The organism is Microbacterium hydrocarbonoxydans, from assembly GCF_000956475.1.
GTDB lineage: Bacteria > Actinomycetota > Actinomycetes > Actinomycetales > Microbacteriaceae > Microbacterium > Microbacterium hydrocarbonoxydans_A.
In genome coordinates this window covers 47,632-69,766 of the sequence record NZ_JYJB01000007.1, presented here as the reverse complement: position 1 = coordinate 69,766, position 22,135 = coordinate 47,632, and the positions used below count along the sequence as shown (strand labels likewise).

The following is a 22,135-nucleotide window of genomic DNA, read 5'->3' as shown; positions in this document are numbered from 1 at the left end:
AGCGGCATCCTTGGGGCATGCCCCTCTCTGCCGCCGAACTGCATCGTCGTGGTGTCGAGGCGGCCAACGCGCGCAGGTTCGCCCAGGCGCGCCGTGCGCTGGCGGCGGCATCCGCTCGCACCGACGATGACGACCTGCGCGCGCGGATCGACGGCACGATCGCCTACGTGCTCGCGCAGACCGGCCGGCCCGCCGACGCCGAGCGGCTCTCCCGCGAAGCCCTCGCCCGCCCCGGGCTGAGCACCGACACCTCCGCAGTGCTCGCCGGGCAGCTCGGGACGCTTCTGCTGCATTCGGGGCGGCTCGACGACGCCGAGACCATGCTGAGCCGCGCGATCGACACGGTGTCTTCGGAGTCGGCGGAGCTCGCGAATCTGCTGATGAACCGCTCGGTGGTGCGGATGCAGCGGCACCAGCTGACCGACTGCATCGCCGACCTCGAGCGGGCCGTCGGGATCTACGAAAGCGGGGGCGACGAGGGCTCCCTCGCCGAGGCACGGCACAACCTCGGCTACGCCGCTCTGCTCGGAGGAGACCTGGTCACCGCGCTCACGCTGATGACGCGCTCTCGACCCGTGATCGCCGCGACGAGCGACCTCGCCGCGGCGATCAGCGACTCGGACCGCGCCGAGGTGCTGCGCGATGCGGGGCTCACGACGGAGGCCGAGGCGCTGCTCGCCGAGGTCGCTGTGCGGTTCGGCGCACAGCGGATGCGGCAGGCGCGGGCCGAGGCCGAGTTCCACCTCGCGCGGTCGCAGATCCGCCACGACCCGCAGCTCGCCGAGGTGACGGCACGCACCGCCGCCCGCCGATTCGCCGCCCTCGGCAACACGGCGTGGGCCAGCCGCGCGGAGGCTGTGCGGCTCGAGGCGCGTGTGCGCGCGGGACGCCGCACCGACCCCGCAGACTTCGCGCGCACCGCATCCGCTCTGCACGCAGACGGATTCGAGACCGAGGCGACCGCGCTGACTCTGGCTGCCCGCCTCGTCGACGGAGGGCGGATGCCGCGCGTCGCAGACGATGCGGCGACACCTCTGCGGCTGCGCGCCCTCGAGGTGCGGGCTGTGCGTGCGTCGATGGCCGGACGCGATGCTCAGACGCGACGCGACGCCGCCGCGGGCCTCGACCTGCTCACGAACTGGCAGCGGTCGTTCGGAGCCCTCGACCTGCAGGCCTCCGTCGCGATGCACAGCACCGAGCTGGTGTTCGCAGGGCTGCGAGCGGCCGTCCGGTCGGGCGATCCGGCCGTGCTGTTCGAGTGGTCGGAGCGCGCCAGGCACCTCAGCCAGCAGGTCGCGCCGGTGCGCCCGCCGCGAGACCCCGAGTTCTCGGCTGATCTGGCGGAGCTTCGGATGCTGCGCGCCGACCTCGCCGGCTCCGATTGGACCGCCGATCCCCGCGTGCGGCGACTGCGCGACCGGGTGCGGGAACGCCAGTGGTCGAGCACTACGGCATCCGGTACCCACGATCGTCTCGAGCTCGCGCAGGCGCAGGCGCTGCTCGGCGAGGACACGGCGATCCTCGCCTACGTGTACACGGGTGTGGAGTTGCAGTGCGTCGCGGTGACAGCATCCGCTTCGTGGATCGTTCCTCTCGACTGGCCTCGGGTGCAGGCCGCCCTCGACGGGCTGCGCGCCGATCTCGACGTCGCCGCGCTCACCCGAGGTGGCCCGATGGCTGTCGCCGTCGAGCGCTCGCTCACCGACAGACTGCAGCGGCTGGACGACGCACTGCTCGCGCCGATGCGCGCCATCGCCCGTCGCTTCGCGATCACTGCGCCGGGCGTACTTGCAGGAATCCCGTGGGCGATGCTGCCGAGCCTGCACGGGGTCCCCTTCACGCTGGCGACCTCGGTGTCGCGGTGGCTCGAGGAACGCGGTGCTCGCGAGTCGCGGCTCGATCCTGCCCCCGAGCGACGCGACGACCATCGACGCCTCCCCTCAGCGCGGGCCTCGGCTGCGGACGCGCGGCCGGCTCAGCAGCGGCGCTCTGCACCGTTGGCCGGCTTCGCCGCGGGGCCCCGCGTGCCGCGCGCGGAAGACGAGGTGCGCACCGCAGCCGAGGCGTGGGCGACCGCCGAGGTGCTGACCGGCGATCGCGCGCGGGTCTCCGCGCTCACCGAGCTCGCCGCGCGCAGCGACGTGCTGCACATCGCGGCGCACGGGCGGCACGCGTCGGACAATCCCCTCTTCTCGGGTCTCGAGCTGGTCGACGGCACGCTGTTCGGCTACGACGTCGACCTGATCCCGCAGCCTCCGGCCACGGTCGTGCTGTCGGCGTGCGAACTCGGCCGGTCGTCGGTGCGGTGGGGCGAAGAAGCGCTCGGGATGACGAGGGTGTGGCTGCACGCGGGCACGCGGTGCGTGATCGCCGCGCCCGTCGTAGTCGCCGACTCCGTTGCCGGAGAGCTGCTCGCCGCGCTCCACATCGGGCTCGCGACGGGCGCCGAACCCGCCGATGCGCTGGCGTCGGCGTCGCGCAGCACCGGCCTCAGCGCCCCCTTCCAGTGTCACGGAAGCGGATTCTGAAGAATTTCTCCATTCGATGTATCAGATCCGACGCAGCCCGCTCCTGATCTTCGGAAGGTGCCGGAGCGATCGGGCTTCGAGAAGGGCGAAGCGCGGGAGGCGCAGTCGAACTGGGGAACCTGTGCACTGGGGAGTGCAGGGACACGACATGGACACCGACCAAAAGGGGGTGCCGCGGTTGCAACCGCGGCACCCCCGAGGCTCTCGGGCGTCGGTTTGCACGGGCCGCGGGGGCCCGCGCGCCGGACGGCCGCCGGGGCAACCTCGCGCCGAGGCCGACGCCTGCGACCCTGTGGTCATCCACATGACCGTGATCGCGGCACCCGCATCGCCCGACGACGTGGTAGACATCTCCTGACCGAGGGGGAGACATGCCGGCATCCGTAAATATTCTGCGCATCGGCGCCACGATCGCAGGCGCGGTTCTCCTGCTGAGCGGATGCACGGCGGCTCCGCCCGCGGACGATCCCTCCCCCTCCGCCTCGGCGACCACCGAGTCCGCCTCCGTCGAGGTCGCGGTGAACGGTCCGGCGATCACCGGAACCGGCACAGCCATGGATCCGGGAGTCGCGCTTGCCATCCCGGCGGGAGACTTCCGCTCGGTCACTCTCACCGTCGACTGCGCCGGCGACGCCACGTTCCAGGTAGGCATCAGCGATCCCGCCGGCGCGGGACTCTCGTTACAGAGAGGCAGGTGCGGCGGCGACGCGACATTCGAGTGGCCGCTCACCGCGACCACCGAGAAGGCGCTGTCCGTCGCGATTCGCGAGGGCGTGGCATGGTCGGTCACTCCGCGTTTTTCGACCGCCGAGTTCGTCGTCGATCCCGAGATCGCCGAGGACTGCGCTGCGTTCTCCGGCCCCTACAGTGCGATCTTCAACGCCGACGTCGGATACGCGCAATACGACGATGTCGACGAAGCCGAGTGGAACGAGCGGATCGACACCGCGGCCGACACTCTCGCTGATCTCGCCGATGAGTCGTCCTCGCGACTCGCCGAATCGTTCACAGCTCTCGTGCCGATCCTTCGGGACCCGCAGCGCGTTCCGGGAGACATGATGTCGGCCATGAGGCCGCAGACCGAGACCATCCTGGACGCCTGCGGCGCGAACCAGACCCAGGTCAGCATCAACGCGGATTACGGCGCCTGAGCTGCCGTCGGCCTCGATCGGATGCCGCTCCTCATCGCACCCGTCATCCGCGCTGCAGCGCATCCAGCGCGGCCCGCGCGGCGGTCACGGCGGCCTCCGTCTCACTGACGGCCTCGGCGGCCCGATCCTGACGCGCCTCCGCCGACGCTGCGTCCTTCTCGGCCGACTGCGCATCCCTGCGTGCGCGGGCGAGCTCCCGCTCCAGCTCAGCGATCCGCTCCGTCGCCCGATCGGCGCGGTCGACGGCGTCCCCCGCATCCCGCTCGGCCTTCTGCGCATCCCGCGTCGCGCGCGCGTGCGCCTGTTCCGCGTCATGCAGGACCCTCTCGGCCTTGCGCAGCTCGCGGCGGGCGGACACTTCGTCGACAGGCCGGGGAGCAGATGCCGGCGCCTCCGGAGCGCCTCCCCCGACTGCAGTGTCGAGGTCGACCGACGCAGCCGGCTCGAGGTCGTGCACCAGACGACCCGAAGCCACGGCCGCCGCGGCATCCGGGTCGAAGAACGCCGCCGAGATCGTCTGCCGCACCGTTTCGAGAGTCGCGTCCGTCACCCGCGCCCCTCGCGCCTTCGCGAGCGCCGCGGCCTCGGCGGCGAGCCGCGACGTCAGCGCCCGGCGCTGGCGACCCAACTCGGCGAGCGCGGCCGCGTCGAGGTCGTCCTGCGCTTCGCGCAGCTCCGCGGCGAGCTGCAGGGCCTCTCCGAGCTGCGATGTCCGCTCGGTCGCGAACACATTGACGACCCAGGCTGCTGCGGTCGGCTTGCGCAGCGCCGTGATCTGCTCTGCCAGGCCGCGATCGGCCACAGCCTTCGCCTGTGCGTTGCGGGCGGCGACGAACTTCTCCGGCGGTCCGGCGTACAGTTCGGCCGCGACGTCGAGGAGCGTGGGGTCGGCTGTCATGCGAGCGACCCTACCCTCTCGAGGCCCTCCGGTTCAGCGCAGATCCGCGTTCGCCGACGACAGCTGCTCAGCACTCCACACCACGCCGAGCGCCGAGGAAAGGGCGAGCTGCCCGGCTCCGATCGACGGATTCGCGCCGCCTCGCGCGTAGCGCACCGGCACCGATGCCGTGCCGCTGGCGAGGTAGGCGGTCTCTGCCCGCACGAGATCGAGGAACGGCTCCCCGAGCGCTCGCACCGGGCCGCCGATCACCACTTCCGTCGGATCGAGGAGTGCCGCTGCGAGCTTGACGGTGCGCGCAAGCGCACGCGCTCCTTCGGCGAAGACAGTGCCATCGGCCGTCCGGGCGAGTGCTGCGATGTCGTCCTCATCCATCGCGTCGCTGAAGTCGTCACCCAGCATCGCGGTCATGGACGATGCCGATTCCAGGCACCCGCGGCGACCGCACCGGCACAGCCGGGCATGCTCGCCGAACTCGACCTGCACATGCCCGATCTCGCCGGCGCGATCGCGGGGACCGGGAGCCAGCTGACCGTCGACCGTCACGGCGGCGCCGATTCCGACGCCGATGTGGATGAACAGCCGATAGCCCGAGCTCTCCGCCTCGCCGGCGGCTTCGGCGATGGCCTCGGCGTCGACGTCGTTCACGAGAAGCACCGGAACGACGAGCTGCTTCTCCAGACGCGCGGCCAGCGGCTCCTCGCGCCAGTCGAGCTGCACGCTCTCGAGCACGGTACGTCCGTCGGTGGTTCCCGGCAGCTGGGCGGCGGCGATGAGCAGCCGATCGCCGTGATCCTCAGCGATCCGCGCGACGGCCTCATCGAGCATCCGCTCCCGGCTCACTGCGGTGTACGCGACCGTGCGCACATCGACCTCTGTGCCGTCGAGCGCCAGCAGCGCGAGACGGGCATCGGTGGGACGAATCACCATAACCAGGATGCGGTGATGCCCGGCATCCACGCTCAGAGTCGTGGCCCGCTTGCCTCCCGTGCTCGCAGCCTGCACTCCTTCGACGATGAGGCGGCTCTCGATGAGCTCGGCGACCAGGGAGGATGCCGTGGCCGCCGTGAGTCCGGTGGCCCTCGCGATGCCGGCCCTGGTCTGCGCCCCGCCTCCGCGGAACACGAGCTGCAGTGCACGGCGGAGGTTCGCGCGACGAACGGACGCCTGAGTGTCTGGAGCGTCGTCGCTGTTCAGCATGGCTGGTCCGTCGTCGAGAAATGGTTGACAGGAGTGAGGGTACTGCGTACCCTCGACCATAGTTTATTCAATAAACTAAGTTGACTGCCCCGGGCGGATGAGTGCTGCACACACCGTCGTCCGCCCGGGGATCAGCTCATCGCCCTTCGGCCGCTTCGGTGTGATGACGGATGACTTCGGCCACCACGAAGTTGAACCACTTCTCGGCGAACTCGGGGTCGAGGTGAGCATCCTCGGCCAGGGCGCGCAGACGCGCGACCTGCTGCTCCTCGCGCCCGGGATCGGATGCCGGCATGGCGTGCTCCGCCTTGAGATGGCCGACCTGCTGCGTCGCGCGGAAGCGCTCGGCGAGCATGAAGATCAGCGCCGCATCGATGTTGTCGATGCTCGCGCGCAGTCGGAGCAGTTCGGCTTTCGGGTCCAGCGCGTCGGTCATGCTCATACTCTACGGTCCCCATGCCGGCCGATATCGTGAGCACATGAGCCGAGAAGAGCCGACGTCGTCCGCGAGCGAGCAGGTCACGGCGTCCGCCCCCGTCGACGAGGCGGCGGCACCACCCGTCGAGGAGCTCGTGATCGCTGCCACCGCGCACCCCGTGGTGATCGAGCCCATGACGCCGAGCCGTTCGTTCTGGACGCGCATCGACAAGCCGTTCGCGTTCGGCTTCCTCGTCACCCTCGGCGGACTCGCGGCGATCGTGCTCGGCCTCGCGGTGACGAGCCTCTCGACCGTGCTGATCTACATCGCCCTCGCTCTGTTCGCAGCTCTCGGACTCGACCCCGCCGTGCGGTTCCTGGAGCGCCGCGGCCTCTCCCGCGCGGTCTCCGTGGTCGTCGTGATCCTCGGACTCATCGCGGTGGTGGGGCTGATCCTGTGGATGGTCCTGCCGATCGTGATCGACCAGGTGGCGAGCTTCGTGCGCTCGGTTCCGGGGATGATCCAGGACTTCACCCGCACTGACGTCTACGCGACGCTCGAGAAGCAGTTCGGCGACCAGTTCGAAGACCTCGTCGCCGACATCCAGAAGTTCCTCACCGATCCGGGCAACATCGCCGCGATCGGAGGCGGCGCGCTCAAGATCGGCGCCGGCATCGCGAGCGGCGTCTCGGGCGTCATCGTCGTGCTGGTGCTGACGCTCTACTTCGTCGCGACGCTCCCCGGCATCAAGACCGGGCTCCTGCGGCTCGCCCCTGCGCGCGACCGCGCCAGGGCCGGAGAGATCACCGAGCAGATCACCGACTCGGTCGGCGGCTACGTGATGGGCATGGTCGTGCTCGCGTTCTTCAACGCACTGCTCGCGTTCCTGCTCTACCTGTTCCTCGGGCTCCCGTTCCCGCCGCTGATGGCGACCGTGGCGTTCTGCATCACGCTGATCCCGCTCGTGGGATCGGTGATGTTCTGGATCATCGGCACCGGGCTCGCGCTGTTCACGAATCCCGTCGCCGCGCTGGTGTTCGGGATCGTCTACCTCGTGTACATGCAGGTCGAGGCCTACGTGATCACGCCCCGCGTGATGAACCGCGCGATCTCCATCCCCGGTTCGCTGGTCGTGATCGGCGCCCTCGCCGGCGGCACGCTGCTCGGACTCCTCGGCGCGCTCGTGGCGGTGCCGGTCGCGGCATCCATCCTCATCATCATCAACCAGGTCTGGGTTCCCCGGCAGGACGCCCGGGTGTAGTTACGCCCCCGCTGTTTCAACTGCGGGCGGGCGACTCACTGATCGACCAGGAACGAGAGCTCTCCCTGATCACCGCGACCTGCCCCGGTTCCAGCAGAATCCGGTCCGCCTCGCCACTGAGCAGATCGACGCCCGCGCCATCGATCTGAACGGCGCGGTGGCCGTGATGCAGCAGGAAGAGATACTCGCCCCCTGCACCTCGACGTCGCACCGCCTCGACACCGAGAGCGCTGGCGCCCTCGAGCACGGGGACGACACCGGCACGCGAGGCGAGATCTGCCAGGAAGCCGTCCAAGGATTCCTGGACCAGCTTCGCGGACACGTACGTCACCGTCCCCGATCCGAGGTCTCGTCTCGTCACCGCCGGCATCCCGGCGAGGTTCCCCGACTCGTATCGGGCGACTACTTCGGCTGCTTCGACGCGGAGCAGTTCCGTCCAGGACGAGCATTCCATCCCACCGCCGATCGTCACGATCTCGCCCTCGGCACGCGGGAAGATCTGCTCGCTGCGCACCCCCAGCAGATCCCGGAGCATGCCGGGATACCCACCGGCGACGATGCGCTGGTTCTCGTCGGCGAGGCCCGATGCGAAGGTCACCACGAGATCGCCGCCCGCGCGGACGTACTCCTCGAGCCACTGCACCGTTTCCGATGTGATCGCGTACAACGCAGAAACCACCAGCATCCGATAGGAGGACGCGTCCGCGCCCGGCCGCACGAAGTCGACGGTGTGCCCGGCGCGCCACAGCGCACGATGGGCGGCCCGAACCTCCCCTGAGTAGTCGACCGCCTCATTCGGCAGGTGCGGAGTATCCATCGACCACCAGCCCTCGGCATCCCACACGATCGCGATCTGCGACTCGACGACCACGCCGTCTGCGGGGGGAGCGGCCACCTCGGAGATCTTCTCGAGCAGGCGTCCAAGCGTGACGGCCCCTTCGAATGCGCGGGAGTCCGGCCCGGCGTGCGGCACCAGCGCCCCGTGCCAGAGCTCGGAACCCGCCGCCGACGCACGCCACTGGAAGAACAGGGAGCTCTGCGACCCGCGAGCGATGTACCCGATGGAGTTGCGGATCATTCGTTCCGGCTCCTTGACGACCGTTCGGTCTCCGACACGGATGCCGGTCGCGTTCTGCTCCATCAGGACCCACGGGCCGCCCGACCAGGATCTGGCGAGATCTGAGCCGTACGCCACGTGAGTCTCACCATCAGGCCCGTCGGTATCCAGATAGTGATCGAGTGACACGAAGTCCTGAGCCTCGCTCCAGGACCATTGCTCGAGATGATTCCAGGTCGGGAGCATGAAGTTGGTGGTCATCGGCGCCGTCGAACCAGTTGCACGAATCTCATCCTTCTGCTCCGAGTAGGCGGCGAGCATCTCGTCGGAGTTGAAGCGCCTGAAGTCGACGAGTTGACTCGGATTGTGCAGGTACTGCGTCTGAATCGGCGGGAGGATCTCGTCCCACGCACCGTACCGCTGAGACCAGAAGGCCGTGTACCACGCCGCGTTGAGAGCGTCGAGCGTGCCGTACCTCCGGCGAAGCCACTCGCGGAACGCGCGAGCGGCGTGCGGGCCGAAGTCGATGGTGCCGTACTCGTTGTGGATGTGCCAGCCGCGCAGCCGCGGGTGCTTCCCGTACCTCTCTCCTAGGAACCGCGCGATGCGTCGCGAGGCGTCGCGATACGCAGGCGCACTGATCGCGTATGCGTCTCTCGAGCCGTGCAGCACCGGGGTGCCATCGGCGCGCAGCGGAAGAGCGTCCGGATGCTGAACCGTGAACCACGGGGGCGGCGACGCCGTCGGAGTCGCGAGGAAGAACCCGATACCCGCGGCGTCGAGCCCGTCGATCACCTCGTCCAACCAGGATGTCTCGTACTGCCCTTCGCGCGGCTCGAGCATCGCCCAGGAGAACACGCCTATCGTGGCGGTGTTCACCTTGGCGCGCACCATCAGCGCGACATCCTCGGCCCACGTCTCACGCGGCCACTGCTCGGGACTGTAGTCACCTCCGAAGAGGAAGGTGCCGGGGGAATAGGGCGTGTGCGACATGTGGCGTCCTTCGTGTCGATTCGGTGGCATCAGCCCTTGATCCCGCCTGAGATCAGATCCAGCCGCCAGTACCGCTGCAACGACAGGACGAGGGCGACTAGAGGGATGATGGATATCGCGGCCCCGGTGATGGCGACGGAGTACAGTGCCGGCGTGCTGGAGCCTTTGGACAGCAGGGTGAAGAGGCCCACGGTGAGCGGGTACAGATCCTGGTCGGAAAGCATGATGAACGGCAGCAGGAAATTGTTCCAGGTGCCGATGAAGTGCAGCAGGAAGACGGTAACCATTCCGGGTACCATCAGGGGCAGCACGATCATCCGGAAGATCCGCCATTCGCCTGCGCCGTCGATGCGGGCAGCCTCCAGAGTGTCCTGCGGCACCGCCGACATCGCGTACACACGGCACAGGTAGATCCCGAACGGACTCACGATGCTCGGAAGCAGCACCGACCATTGAGTACCCGCGAGACCGACGCCGGACATCAGCAAGTACTGCGGAACGGCCAGCACGATGCCTGGGATCAGGATGCCGACCAGGAAGCTGAAGAAGATCACTGTGCGTCCGCGGAACGTGTACTTCGCGAGAGCGAAACCGGCCATCGCAGAGACCAGCACCGAGAGCACGGATGCCACGCCCGAGTAAAGCAGGGAGTTGAGGCACCAGAGCAGGTACTGACCGCCCTGGTACGTGAACAGTGCGACGACGTTGTCCCACAGACCGCTGCCGGGCGAGAAGCTGAACGTCGTGAACAGCTCGCTCTTGGACTTGCTGGCCGCCATGAACACCCATGCCACCGGGATGAGGCAATAGATCGCCCCTGCGATCAGCACGACGGTGGGGATGACGCCCCAGCCTCCCTGTCTGGAGCGGGCGCCTGCACGCAGGTCTCGGTCGGATCTGCGCGGATCGCCGTCACGGCCGGTACGAGGAGGCCGGGTCATCGTCGAGGTCATGATTGCGCTCCGTTGCGTCGGCGGTTGACCAGGTGGAGGACGAGCGCCGAGATGAGCACGGTCCCCACTGCGAGAAGTGTCGAGGCGGCCGCGGCCTGCGGCAGGTTGTCGGTCCCGAAAGCGTCTCGGTAGATCGACATGAGCGGGACCCAGCTGGCGGAGATCGTGCTCGTCATCGGCCGCAGCGTGGCAGGCTCGCTATAGAGCTGGACCGTTCCGATCAGCGAGAAGAACCCTGTGAGCACGAGCGCCGGGGCGACCAGCGGAATCTTGATGCGCCATGCGATCTGGGTCTCTGTCGCCCCGTCCAGTCGTGCCGACTCGTAGATCTCAGCCGGGATGCCTCGAAGCGAGGTGTAGATGATGATCATGTTGAACCCGACGCCGCCCCAGATGGCGACATTCGCCAAGGAGGGGTATATGCCCGTTTCATCGAGGAACGGGATCGGACCCCATCCCAGAGCCTTAGTGAGGTAGGAAAACGGACTGGTGCTGGGCAGGTACATGAAGCCCCAAAGCAACGCCGCGACCACACCCGGCACGGCGTAAGGGATGAAGATCGCCGTGCGGCTGAACCGCTTGGCACGCACCGCTGGTGCGTCCAGCAGCAGTGCGAAGAGCAGAGCGAGCCCCAGAGTCAATGGAATCGCGATGATTCCGTAGACGAACAGCCTTCCGAATCCCGCGAGGTAGGTGTCGTCCTGCAGCACCGCCACGTAGTTCTCGAACCCGACGAACACCTCCTGCTTGCGTCCGAGCGCTCCTCCCGGCACCCGGTAGGCACGCACGCTGAGCCAGATCGCATAGAGGACGGGGATCACCGTGAACACGATGTAGAGCACGATCGCCGGGGTCGTGAACAGATACGGCGCGAGCCGATGGGCCTTCGGCCGTCGAGACGTCGAAGGCGGGGCGGCAGACGCCGTCGACGAGGGAGCTGCGGTGACCAAAGTCATACCTCACTTCTTTCAGTAGCGATCTGAGGGGGTGAAGGGGTGGCGACGTCCGCCCCTCCACCGTCGTCAGTCGTTCGTGACCTTGAATCCGCTCTTGACCATGTCATCGACCACAGCCTTCTGTGTCGCGATGAAGGCATCGCGCCAGGGAGTGCCGTTGTCGATCGCCTTCTGGAGCTCGTCGGTGAAGACGGTGCGGGCGAGATTCACATTCGGCCCCCACATGACGGGGATCGTCTCACCGGCGATCTCCGCGGCCAGATCGTAGAAGTCCGTCTGCTGCGGCATCAGCGCGGGCGGATCATTGCTCTGCGCCATCTCCTGACCGACGATCGCTGCCGGGAACAGGGACTGCTCGCTCACGAGGAGTCCGTTGCCCTCCTCGGATGCATTCAGCCAGCTGGCGAACTTCGCGGCTTCCTCCGGGTGATCGCTGCTGGTCGTCACGACGAGCGCAGAGCCACCCTGGTACGGCACGGCGGGATCCTCTTCGTCCCACCGGGGCAGCGGGCTCATCTCCCACCCGCCACTGGTGTCGGCAGCGACGTTCTCGATGACGCCAGGCGCCCAGACAGCAGACGGCCAGGAGAGCATGGTCCCCGCGTTCAACGCGGCGTTGTACTCCGGAGTGAGCAGCGGATCCGTGCTGATCAGACCGTCGTCGACGAGCTTCTCGAAGAAGTCCGCGACTTCCAATGACGCCTCGTCCGCGATGCCGACGGTCCATTCGTCTCCTTCGCTCGACCACCACCGGCCGCCCGCCTGCGTCGCCACTCCTGCCCAGAACCCGAACTCGGTGGGAGGCAGAGCGGCGATCACGGAGGCGGGGTCAGCCGCTTTGATCGCCTCGGCGGCGGTGCGGAACTCCGCCCAGGTGGTCGGGGGTGTGACGCCGAGCTCTGCGAACCGGTCAGCACGGTAGATGGTCGCCATGGGCCCGACGTCCTGCGGGATGCCGTAGACGGCTCCGTCGAACGTCGTCTGGGCCCAGGTTCCCTCGGTGAACGCGTCCTGGATGTCATCGACGTAGTCTGTGATCTCCGTCGGCACATCGGCAACGACCAGGGCCGGAAGCGTCGTGTACTCCACGAGGGCGACGTCCGGGGCGTTGCCCGCTCGGGTCGCGGTCAGCAGCTTGGTCGAGGAGTCCGTGCCGCCCCCCGCATCGGTGTACTTGACCTGGATATCAGGATTCTCCTTGTTCCACTGGTCGACGACGGCCTGCGATTGCGCCGTCCAGGCCCAGTACTCGAGCTCGATCGGCCCGTCCGCTGACTCCCCGGACCCCGAACAGCCGGCGAGGCCGGCGATGGTCAATCCCGTCACCAGGACGGCGATCGGTCGATGAATGCGCATCAACATCTCCTTTGACAGCTGCGTGAGCCGGTTCTGCTCCGGCATTGGCACCGGACCCGATCCGGCCACCACAGGTTGACATCGCCACGCTTTGTTTGTCAACAGGTGAAACGAACTTCGCATAAATCGTTCGATGCGCCATGATGGAGACAAGCGAGGGTGGGACACCGATGACGACAGAATCTCCGCAGGCTGCTGGGAGTCGATCTCGTGCCTGGCCGACGCTGAATCACGTGGAGCGCGGAGCGCTGCGCGAGGTTCTCATCCACGGCCCGCTACCGCGGGCGGAGATCGCCCGCCGTCTTGGCGTCTCGCGCGCTAGCCTGACGCGCGTCACTCGCACTCTCGTGGAGCACGGACTGATCGTCGAGGGGGCCATCGAGCAGCGGGCGTGGACCGGCCGCCCGAGCGAGCTGTTCGAGATCGCGCCGCCTGGGCGGCACTTCTTCGGCGTGAAGCTGACCGGCGACACGATCTTCGCCGCTGTCACGGATCTCAGCGCCCGCGAGATCGCGACCGCTGAGGAACGGCTGGTCTCCCGGGAGCCATCGGACGTCGTCGCGCGCATCGCCGCCGTCTTCGCGGGATTCGCCGAGGTTTTCGACGACATCGTCGCCGGCGGAGTGTGCATAGCCGGGGACCTTACGCAGGATCGGAAGATGATCGTCGACTCTCCCTTCCTCGGGTGGAAGGATGTTCCTCTGGCCCGGATTCTGACCGATGAACTGGGTATTCCCGTAGCCACCGAGAACGATGTCAGGGCCCTGACCGCCACCGAGCAGTGGTTCGGGGCAGGAGCAGGGTGCTCGTCGCTGGCGCTGGTCACGGTCGGCACCGGAATCGGATTCGGTTTCTCCATCGGAGACCGGCTGGTGACGGGATCGCACGGCAGAGCGGGTCGCCTGGATCACCTGAAAATCGACAACGCGGGACCGCTGTGTGCGGACGGTCATCGCGGATGCGCTTCCGTCTATCTCACCAACGGCTCGATCGTCCGCGCGCTGCATGGTCTCGCTGCGGACTACCCCGCCGCCGTCGCGCTGGGGCGTGCCGGGCAGCCGGCAGCGGTGCGAGCGTTCCGCGATGCCGGTGTTGCGCTCGGAACGCTCATCGCCACCGTCGCCAACGGGTTCGACCCGGAGAAGATCATCCTCACGGGCGACGGCCTCGCGGTCTGGGAATTGGCGGAGAGTGAGATCCGCACCACGATCGATGAGGTTCTGAGCACGGGCTCCGAGCCGATCGTCCTCGATGTCCAGCCGTTCCAGTTCAACGAATGGGCGCGCGCTGCCGCTGTGGTCGGGATCCGCACCGTACTCCGCTTCTAGTCGTTCTTAGTTTCATTTGTTGACAAACGTACTCATTGCGCCCATGCTTTGATGCTGGGACCTTCGTAGTCCCCAGAACATCGAAGGAGATCTCAGTGCTGGCGGACTATGACAACGTGAAGGCGCTGATCGAATGACTCTGATCTCGCAGGGTCGCGATCACACGGACGAGCTGCCTGTCACCTCAAGACACCACGTGCTGCACCGGGGAGGCGTCGAAGTCGTCTTCGCTCTGTCTGAGGGCCTGCCGGAGGTCGTGCACTGGGGCGCACCCCTCGGCACGATGGATGCCGATGAACTGGTACTTTCGACCCGCAGACAGGTGTCGCCCAGCGCCCTCGACAGCGAATGGCCCGTGACCGTCCTTCCCGGCGAACATGAGGGCTGGGAAGGACGCCCCGGATTCGCGGCACACCGATCCGGCAAGGCGGCTCTTCCGAGGTGGCGTACGACCGAGGTGGTCTCCGACGATGACCGCCTGAGAGTGACCGCCATCGACGAGGATCTCCGACTCATCATCGAGTTCCTGCTCGATGATGCCGGGGTCCTTCGCGTGACGCATGAGCTGGTCAACACAGGTGACGACGACCTCGATCTCGTCGCGTTGGAAGCGACCATGCCTGTCGGAGATCTCGCAAGCGAAGCCCTGGATTTCTCGGGTCGCTGGACTCGGGAGCGCAGCCCGCAACGCAGTCGGCTGTTGGAGGGGAGCCGCGTCCGCGAAACCCGGCGAGGCCGCACCGGTCACGATTCTCCGATGCTGTTGACCGTGGGAACGCGCGCCTTCGACAACAGGTCCGGGGAGGTGTGGGCGGTGCACCTCGCTTGGAGCGCGGATGCCGTATACCGTTACGACGCGCTGCCGGAAGCGAGCACTCTCATCGGCGCCGGGCCGCTCCTCCGAGCCGGCGAGATCGTCCTGGCACCGGGGGCCCGATTCGTCTCCCCTCCAACCGCTTTCGTGTGGAGCAATCGAGGAATCGATGGTGTCGCAGACCGGCTCCACGCCTCGCTCCGATCGCGGGCGGGCCATCCTGCGGTTCGCCCCGTCACGCTGAACACCTGGGAGGCGGTCTACTTCCAGCACGACCTCGAGCCTCTGCGCGCTCTCGCCCGCATTGCGGCAGACATCGGCGTGGAGCGCTTCGTCCTCGACGACGGCTGGTTTCGTGGGCGTCGACATGACCGGGCCGGTCTCGGCGATTGGAGCGTCGACCCGGTCATCTGGCCGGATGGTCTGCACCCACTCGTTGATGATGTGCGCCGGGCCGGGATGCAGTTCGGCCTCTGGTTCGAACCCGAGATGGTGAACATCGATTCCGACCTCGCGCGTGAGCACCCCGAATGGTTGCTGCAGGACCACCTTGCCGGTGTGCGGAGCTGGCGGCACCAGTACGTGCTCGACGTCGCCAACCCCGCCGTGTTCGACTATCTCCTGGACTCGATCTCACGGCTGGTCACGGAGTACGAACTCGATTACATCAAGTGGGATCAGAATCGTGACCTCATCGAGGCCGTGCACGAGGGTCGGGCGGCAGTGCATCGCCAGACGATCGCGGTGTATGCGCTACTGGAAGCCCTGCGCCTACGGCATCCTGGACTCGAGATCGAGTCGTGCGCATCAGGCGGTGCTCGCGTCGACCTCGGGATCCTGGAGCACACGGATCGAGTGTGGGCCTCCGACACGAACGACCCCATCGAACGCCTCGACATCCAACGATGGACCGAACTGCTCATCCCCCTCGAGCTGATCGGCTCGCACGTGGGGCCTCCGTCGACTCACACCACCGGGCGCGAGACGACGCTGGGCCTCAGGATCGCCGTGGCGCTCTTCGGTTCGTTCGGGATCGAATGGGACATCTCGCAGTGCTCGCCGGACGAGTTGGAGCAGCTTCGCGACGCCATCGCCGCATACCGGCGCCTCCGTGGCCTCCTTCACTCGGGTGTGCTCGCCCATCTCGAGGGAGGCGATGATGGCATCCGGATCACGTCCGTCACTGCACACGACAGGAGCCGCGCCCTTGTTCGCGTCGCACGGATCGCCAGTTCCGATCGCGCACTCCCGCGGTTGCTTCGGTTGCCGGAACTCGATCCCGCTGCGGAGTATCTGGTGCGCCCGGTGCCTGAGCTGCGGCTGCCTCGGTCGATCGAGCCCACCCGTCCGCCGTGGATGGAGCGCGGACAGGCCATCCTCACCGGCGCCGCCCTGGCACATCGAGGCGTGCGCCTCCCCCTGCTCGGGCCGGGCCAGGCTCTGGTACTCGAGCTCGAGAAAGTACCGGCCGCGAGCGAAGCCTGAATCGTGCTCCTCGTTCCCCACAGCGCAGAAGGCCTCATCCCGGAGTGCGGGACGCTTCGCGCGATCGAGCGGGGGTCAGAGACCCTGGTCCACGACGCCGACGAACCGGCTTCCGACACCCTCGAAATAACCGCGATGCAGCCCGGCGGCCGGCTTCGGAAGTTCGTCGGCTGAGTGCTGGCGGCAGAACACGTAGGTGAACTCGGGCCACCACTTCTTCGGCCTCGCCGTCTCGGAAAAGCCGCACACATCGCAGGTCAACGTGACCCAGACAGGGCGCGCACCCTTCTTGCGGTTCGATCGGGACTGGACGAGCCATGCGGGCGGATCCTGCTCGAGCGCCGCGAGCTCGGACTCGCTCGCGCCGTCGCCGAAACCGTGACGTTCGGCCATCTCCAGGGAGATGTCGAGCCGTTGGGCGAGATCGCGCTTCGAGATCATGCCGATGTGTCCGTTGCCATGGTCGCCATTCTCCCAGGCCCGCGCCGTTGGTCGCACCGCACGCACACGGAAGGGGCCCTCGGATGGTCATCCGAAGGCCCCTTCCGGTTCGATCAGACCAGACCCTGCTCCTCGAGCCAGGCCTTGGCGATGTCGGCCGAGGACTTCTGGTCGACCGTGCTCTGCACGTTGAGCCCGACGAGCTCCTCGGCCGTGAGCTTGGCGCTGATCGCGTTGAGCACGTCGGAGACGTCGTCGGCGATGTCGCTCGACACGATCGGCACGACGTTCGAGGCGAGGATCAGGTTCTCCGGGTCCTCGAGCGCGACGATGTCCTCGGTCTGGAAGGCAGGGTCTGCCGTGTAGATATCGGCCACCTGGATCTGGCCCGCCAGCAGCGACTCGAGTGTCGTCTGACCGGTCGCGGAGAACGCGAGGTCGACGCCGTAGACCTCCTTGGCCGCCGCGGGACCGTACGGCCGCTGTTCGAACTCCGGCGCCGCGCCGATCGTCACCGGGGTCGTGACCTTCGCCAGGTCGGCGATCGTCTTCAGCCCGTTCTCGTCGGCGAAGCTCTTGAGCACCGTGTAGGTGTCCTGGTCGGACGCCTCGGCGTAGTCGAGAGCGGTCAGCTCCTTCGGGAGCGCATCCTTCAGTGCCGCGTACACGTCGTCGGGGCTCGTGACGTCGGTGCCGTCCTTCGACAGGTACTCGAGCAGGCTGCCGGTGTACTCGGGGAACACGTCGATGTCGCCCGACTCGACCTCGGGCATGTACGCGTCGCGCTGGCCGATGTTGAGCTTCTTCTCGACCGTGAACCCGGCGTTCTCGAGCGCCTGGGCGTAGATCTCGGCGATGATCTCGTTCGAGTAATACGCCTGCGAGCCGACGACGATCGTGTCGCTGTCGCCCGAGCCGGAACCGGCATCGGACGGCTCGTCGAGCGGATTGCTCGAGCTGCAGGCCGACAGGGCGAGTGCTGCGGCGGCCACCAGGCCGACCGCGAAGGCGGAGCGCTTGCCTCGTGCTGTGAACATGACTTCCTCTTCTCTGGGAGTGCGGGGATTTCGGATGCTGTGAAGGATCAGGCGGGAGCGGATGCGGCGACCGGCGCTGCGGAACGGCGGCGCACCGCCCGCGGGGGACGCAGACCCGCGGGAACCGCCGCATGCTGGGCGGCCGCGAGAAGCAGATCGACCACGAGCGCCAGCACGGCGACGATGATCGCGCCGGCGAGCACCTGGTCGAAGCGACGCAGCGGGATGCCCTGGATGATCGGCCAGCCGAGGCCGCCGAGGTTGACGTATGCCGCGATGGTCACCGTCGCGATGACCTGCAGGAGCGCGGAGCGGATGCCGCCGAGCAGCAACGGCAGGCCCAGCGGAAGCTCGACCTTGAAGAAGATCTGCCACTCGGTCATGCCCATCGCGCGCGCCGAGTCGATCACGCGCCGGTCGATCGCCTCGAGACCCGTATAGGCGCCGGCGAGGAGCGAGGGTATGGCGAGCAGCACGAAGGTGATGATCGCCGCCTCGGGGATGCGGAGCACACCGAGAAGCAGCACGAGCAGCACCATGAGACCGAATGCGGGGATCGCCCGCGCGGCACCCGAGACCGCGACCGCGATCTCGCGCCCCCTGCCCGTGTGGCCGATGACCCATCCGATCGGCAGCGCGATCGCTGCGGCGATGAGGACCGAGATCGCGGTCAGCGCGAGATGCTCGCCCAGCAGCTTCGGTAACGCGTAGTTGCCCGTCCACTGCGCGGGTGCGAGCATCCAGGCGATGGCCTCGGCGAAGAGGTTCATGCGGCGGCCCTCGTCGTGATGGCGTGAGCCGAGGCGCCCTGCGCCGCCGCCGAGTTCGCACGGGTCCACGGCATCAGGGCTCGACCGACCAGCATGAGCACCAGGTCGAACAGCAGCGCGATGACCACGACCGCGATGACGCCGGCGAGCACCTCGGCGATGATGCGGCGCTCGAGACCGTTCGTGAAGAGGTAGCCGAGATTGGTGACGCCGATCAGGATGCCGACCGTCGCGAGCGAGATGGTGCTCACCGCCGTGACCCGGAGTCCGGCGAGGATCACGGGGCCTGCGAGCGGGAACTCCACCGCCCAGAACCGGCGGAACGGAGCGAAGCCGGTGGCTGTGGCCGCCTGTCGCACGTCGTCGTCGACCGAGTCGAGGCCGTCAGCCACGGCCCGCACGAGGATCGCAACGGCGTAGATCGTGAGCGCGATGATCAGATTGGGCGCGCTGATGGCGGAATAGCCGAGGGTCGCCGGAAGCAGGATCAGCAGCGCGAGCGAGGGGATCGTGTAGAGCAGACCCGTGAGCACGATGACAGGCCCGCGCACCAACCGGTAGCGCCACGCGACCCATCCGAGTGGCAGCGACAGGACGAAGCCGAGCACGATCGGTATGACGCTCTGCTGCAGGTGGATCGCCGTCAGCTGGAGGATCAGCCCGAGGTTGTCGACGACCCAGTTCATGGCGCGGCTCCATCGACCGGCGCAGGCGCCGCGGCATCCGACCCGACGATCGCACCCTGCGTCCGCCCCTCGGAGTCGACCACCACGAGTCCGCGCGGCGTCTGCTTGAGGCTCAGTGCGCGGCGCCCGCGGTCGGCGCCGATGAATGCCGCGACGAAGTCGTCGGCCGGGTTCTCGATGATCTCGCTGGGGCTGCCGACTTGAACGATGCGGGCGCCCTTGTCGAGGATCACGACCTGGTCGCCGAGCAGGAAGGCCTCATCGATGTCGTGCGTGACGAAGACCACGGTCTTGTCGAGCTCTCGCTGCAGTCGACTCGTCTCCTGCTGCAGATCGGCTCGCACGATGGGGTCGACTGCGCCGAACGGCTCGTCCATCAGCAGGATGTTGGGATCGGCCGCCAGCCCTCGGGCCACCCCCACGCGCTGCTGCTGTCCGCCGGACAGCTGGCTCGGGTAACGGTCGGCGAGAGAGCGATCGAGACCCACCGTGTCGAGGAGCTCTCGCGCTCGATCGTGAGCGGCCGCGCGACTCACGCCGTTGAGCCGCAGCACGGTCGACACGTTGTCGATCACGCTGAAGTGCGGCATCAGGCCGGAGTTCTGCATGACATAGCCGATGCTGCGGCGCAGCTTCACAGGATCGCCGCCGAGCACGCTCTCTCCGTCGATCTCGACGTCACCCGAGGTCGGCTCGACCATGCGGTTGATCATGCGCAGCAGAGTGGTCTTGCCGCATCCCGACGATCCGACGAAGACCGTCGTCTTTCGCGAGGGCAGCACGAGGCTGAAGTCGTTCACGGCGAGCGTCCCGTCGGGGAATCGCTTCGTGACGTTGCGGAACTCGATCAAGGCGGTCTCCCGTCGGGGTTACGGCGAGACCTCGACGCCCGGCGCGAAGGCGACGTAGCCCGAGAAGTCCTTGCCGACGCGGTCGAAGGCGGTCGGATACGGATGCGGGTACGACCACGCGAGGTCTTGGTGCAGCTCGCCGCCCGCCTGCACCGACCAGTACTGGCACACGCCCTTCCAGGGGCACGTGTACGGCGTCGGGCTCTCGACGAGCACGTCGGGCGCGACGGATGCCGGAGGGAAGTACCAGTTCCCCTCGATGCGGATGAGATCGCTCTCGTCAGCTTCGGCGAGCGTTGTTCCTGCGAGTACGGCCTTCATGGTGCTGCCTCCTCAGATGTGGTTTCGAGCGTATAAGAGGTGTCGGACATCGGGGGGGAGGATTGCGTGCGCACACGTCGATATGCGACGCATTCCGTCATCTGTTCGGAGCGTCCTCCGGATCGGATGGGGTGATCATGCGGAGTCCCGCCCATAGCCCTCGAGCAGCCGCAGCCAGATCTCGCTGACGGTCGGATACGCGGGCACGGCATGCCAGAGCCGCGAGATCGGCACCTCGCCGACGATCGCGACGGTCGCCGTCTGCACGAGCTCGGCGACCTCGGGTCCGACGAAGGTCGCGCCGACGATCACATCGCGCTCGGTGTCGATCACCAGGCGCGCCTGTCCCTCGAAGCCGTCTTCGTACAGGCTCGCACCCGCCACCCAGCCGAGGTCGTAGTCCACGACCTGCACCGAGATGCCGGCGTCCTTCGCCGCCTTCTCGGTCAGGCCGACCGACGCGACCTCCGGGAATGAGAACGTCACCTGCGGCGCAGCAGCGTGGTCGGCGGTCGCGACGTGGCGGCCCCAAGGCGCGTCATCCACCGCTTCACCGAGTGCACGAGCCGCGATCAGGTCTCCCGCGGCGCGCGCCTGGTATTTGCCCTGATGGGTGAGCAGAACGCGGCCGTTGACGTCGCCGACGGCGTACAGCCACGGCACGTCCGGCACCTGCAGCGTGTCGTCGACTCTGATCCACGCGCCCGGTTCGAGTCCGACCGTCTCGAGCCCGATGTCACCGCTGCGCGGGGATCGCCCGGTGGCGACGAGGACTTCGGATGCTGTGACGGTCGACCCGTCCGACAGCACAATGTGCACGCCCTCCTCGTCCCGGCGAACCGACTCGGTGCCGACCGACAGGCGCACGTCCACTCCGAGCTCTTCGAGCCCGGCTGCGACCCGCTCGCCCGCGAAGGGCTCCATCCCGCCGAGCAGCCCGCTGCGCGCGATGACGGTCACGGTCGAGCCGAGCGCCGCGTACGCTGTGGCCATCTCGACCGCGACCACGCCGCCGCCGATCACGGCGAGCGAGGCGGGCAGCTCCTGGGCGCTGGTCGCCTCGCGGCTCGTCCACGGAGCGACCCCTGCGAGGCCGTCGATGGGCGGGATGACGGCATCCGATCCCGTGCTGACCGCCACCGCATGACGGGCGCGAAGCACTCGGGTGCCACCGTCGGCATCCGTCACCGTGACCTCGCGCTCGCCCGTGAGGCGCCCGTGCCCGCGCGCCAGGTCGATGTGCGCGGACTCGAGCCAGCGCACCTGCCCGTCGTCAGACCAGTTGCTCGTGAACGAGTCACGACGGGCGAAGACCGCAGACACGTCGAGCGCTCCGGTGACGGCTTCGGCCGCACCCTTCACGTGCTGGGCCACGCGCAGCGCCTGGGCCGAGCGCAGCAGAGCCTTCGACGGCATGCACGCCCAGTACGAGCATTCGCCGCCCACGAGCTCGCTCTCGACGATGATCGCGGTGAGACCTCCCTGCACGGCTCGGTCGGCGACGTTCTCGCCGACCGGCCCTCCGCCCAGCACGATCAGGTCGTATTCATCCGTCTTCGCCGCAGCATCCATATGTCGCACCTCTCCGTCGCCCAGTCTTACCGAAGAGCAACGCCGAGTCACGGGCCGGT

Annotated in this window: 19 protein-coding genes; 5 read left to right on the top strand and 14 right to left on the bottom strand. The window is 67.8% G+C overall.

Translation table 11 applies throughout. From position 1 onward, the window contains the following. Nucleotides 1-17: 17 nt before the first annotated feature. Both RS84_RS05230 and RS84_RS05225 read left to right on the top strand, forming a co-directional pair. The gene (locus RS84_RS05230; RefSeq protein WP_045256721.1) at nucleotides 18-2,528 is read left to right on the top strand and encodes a CHAT domain-containing protein; all 2,511 of its coding nucleotides are present in this window, start codon (nucleotides 18-20) and stop codon (nucleotides 2,526-2,528) included. A gap of 371 nt (nucleotides 2,529-2,899) precedes the next feature. Further along, nucleotides 2,900-3,679 carry a hypothetical protein gene (locus RS84_RS05225; RefSeq protein ID WP_052676228.1) on the top strand — a complete coding sequence of 260 codons (780 nt, stop codon included), beginning with the start codon at nucleotides 2,900-2,902 and terminating at the stop codon, nucleotides 3,677-3,679. 43 nt (nucleotides 3,680-3,722) lie between these two features. On the opposite strand, the gene RS84_RS05220 is transcribed toward RS84_RS05225, so the two are convergent. The 3 genes from RS84_RS05220 to RS84_RS05210 all read right to left on the bottom strand — a co-directional run bounded on the left by RS84_RS05220 (nucleotide 3,723) and on the right by RS84_RS05210 (nucleotide 6,213). Beyond that, nucleotides 3,723-4,577: a hypothetical protein gene (locus RS84_RS05220; RefSeq protein ID WP_045256720.1), complete on the bottom strand. Its 855-nt coding sequence runs from the start codon at nucleotides 4,575-4,577 to the stop codon at nucleotides 3,723-3,725. A 33-nt stretch (nucleotides 4,578-4,610) separates the two neighbouring features. After that, a complete protein-coding gene (locus tag RS84_RS05215) occupies nucleotides 4,611-5,777 on the bottom strand; it encodes an ROK family protein (RefSeq protein WP_045256719.1) in 1,167 nt (388 codons plus the stop codon). A 136-nt stretch (nucleotides 5,778-5,913) separates the two neighbouring features. Beyond that, nucleotides 5,914-6,213 (bottom strand): chorismate mutase, encoded by a 300-nt coding sequence (locus RS84_RS05210; RefSeq protein WP_045256983.1) that lies wholly within the window; start codon nucleotides 6,211-6,213, stop codon nucleotides 5,914-5,916. 43 nt (nucleotides 6,214-6,256) lie between these two features. On the opposite strand from RS84_RS05210, the gene RS84_RS05205 reads away from it, so the two are divergent. Beyond that, nucleotides 6,257-7,456: an AI-2E family transporter gene (locus RS84_RS05205; RefSeq protein WP_045256718.1), complete on the top strand. Its 1,200-nt coding sequence runs from the start codon at nucleotides 6,257-6,259 to the stop codon at nucleotides 7,454-7,456. Nucleotides 7,457-7,472: 16 nt separating this feature from the next. Here RS84_RS05205 and RS84_RS05200 read toward each other — a convergent pair whose 3' ends face one another. The 4 genes from RS84_RS05200 to RS84_RS05185 all read right to left on the bottom strand — a co-directional run bounded on the left by RS84_RS05200 (nucleotide 7,473) and on the right by RS84_RS05185 (nucleotide 12,771). Further along, entirely contained in the window at nucleotides 7,473-9,506 is a 2,034-nt protein-coding gene (locus RS84_RS05200) for a beta-galactosidase (protein WP_045256717.1), read from the bottom strand. 29 nt (nucleotides 9,507-9,535) lie between these two features. Next, nucleotides 9,536-10,459, bottom strand: coding sequence for a carbohydrate ABC transporter permease (locus RS84_RS05195; protein WP_052676227.1), 924 nt, complete (start codon nucleotides 10,457-10,459; stop codon nucleotides 9,536-9,538). Next, nucleotides 10,456-11,415, bottom strand: a complete 960-nt coding sequence (locus tag RS84_RS05190; protein WP_045256716.1) for a carbohydrate ABC transporter permease — start codon at nucleotides 11,413-11,415, stop codon at nucleotides 10,456-10,458. The genes RS84_RS05195 and RS84_RS05190 overlap by 4 nt, the downstream gene beginning before the upstream one ends. A 66-nt stretch (nucleotides 11,416-11,481) precedes the next feature. After that, a complete protein-coding gene (locus RS84_RS05185; RefSeq protein WP_045256981.1) occupies nucleotides 11,482-12,771 on the bottom strand; it encodes an ABC transporter substrate-binding protein in 1,290 nt (429 codons plus the stop codon). Nucleotides 12,772-13,004: 233 nt separating this feature from the next. Between RS84_RS05185 and RS84_RS05180 the strand changes: the two genes are divergently transcribed. Continuing rightward, nucleotides 13,005-14,099 carry an ROK family transcriptional regulator gene (locus RS84_RS05180; protein ID WP_235281389.1) on the top strand — a complete coding sequence of 365 codons (1,095 nt, stop codon included), beginning with the start codon at nucleotides 13,005-13,007 and terminating at the stop codon, nucleotides 14,097-14,099. Between the two features lie 133 nt (nucleotides 14,100-14,232). Continuing rightward, complete coding sequence (locus tag RS84_RS05175; RefSeq protein ID WP_082062058.1) at nucleotides 14,233-16,398, top strand: alpha-galactosidase; 2,166 nt, start codon at nucleotides 14,233-14,235, stop codon at nucleotides 16,396-16,398. Nucleotides 16,399-16,473: 75 nt separating this feature from the next. On the opposite strand, the gene RS84_RS05170 is transcribed toward RS84_RS05175, so the two are convergent. The 7 genes from RS84_RS05170 to RS84_RS05140 form a co-directional block, all read right to left on the bottom strand. Continuing rightward, the gene (locus RS84_RS05170) at nucleotides 16,474-16,839 is read right to left on the bottom strand and encodes a hypothetical protein (protein WP_045256715.1); all 366 of its coding nucleotides are present in this window, start codon (nucleotides 16,837-16,839) and stop codon (nucleotides 16,474-16,476) included. Between the two features lie 113 nt (nucleotides 16,840-16,952). Then, nucleotides 16,953-17,876 (bottom strand): ABC transporter substrate-binding protein, encoded by a 924-nt coding sequence (locus tag RS84_RS05165; protein ID WP_045256714.1) that lies wholly within the window; start codon nucleotides 17,874-17,876, stop codon nucleotides 16,953-16,955. Between the two features lie 47 nt (nucleotides 17,877-17,923). Next, entirely contained in the window at nucleotides 17,924-18,646 is a 723-nt protein-coding gene (locus RS84_RS05160) for an ABC transporter permease (protein ID WP_045256713.1), read from the bottom strand. Further along, a complete protein-coding gene (locus tag RS84_RS05155) occupies nucleotides 18,643-19,332 on the bottom strand; it encodes an ABC transporter permease (protein ID WP_045256712.1) in 690 nt (229 codons plus the stop codon). Before RS84_RS05155 ends, RS84_RS05160 begins: the two co-directional genes overlap by 4 nt. After that, nucleotides 19,329-20,183, bottom strand: a complete 855-nt coding sequence (locus tag RS84_RS05150) for an ABC transporter ATP-binding protein (RefSeq protein ID WP_045256711.1) — start codon at nucleotides 20,181-20,183, stop codon at nucleotides 19,329-19,331. Before RS84_RS05150 ends, RS84_RS05155 begins: the two co-directional genes overlap by 4 nt. Nucleotides 20,184-20,201: 18 nt before the next feature. Continuing rightward, on the bottom strand, nucleotides 20,202-20,504 hold the full coding sequence (locus tag RS84_RS05145; RefSeq protein WP_045256710.1) for a DUF427 domain-containing protein: 303 nt from the start codon (nucleotides 20,502-20,504) through the stop codon (nucleotides 20,202-20,204). Between the two features lie 135 nt (nucleotides 20,505-20,639). Then, the gene (locus RS84_RS05140) at nucleotides 20,640-22,076 is read right to left on the bottom strand and encodes a dihydrolipoyl dehydrogenase family protein (RefSeq protein WP_045256709.1); all 1,437 of its coding nucleotides are present in this window, start codon (nucleotides 22,074-22,076) and stop codon (nucleotides 20,640-20,642) included. Nucleotides 22,077-22,135: the final 59 nt, after the last annotated feature.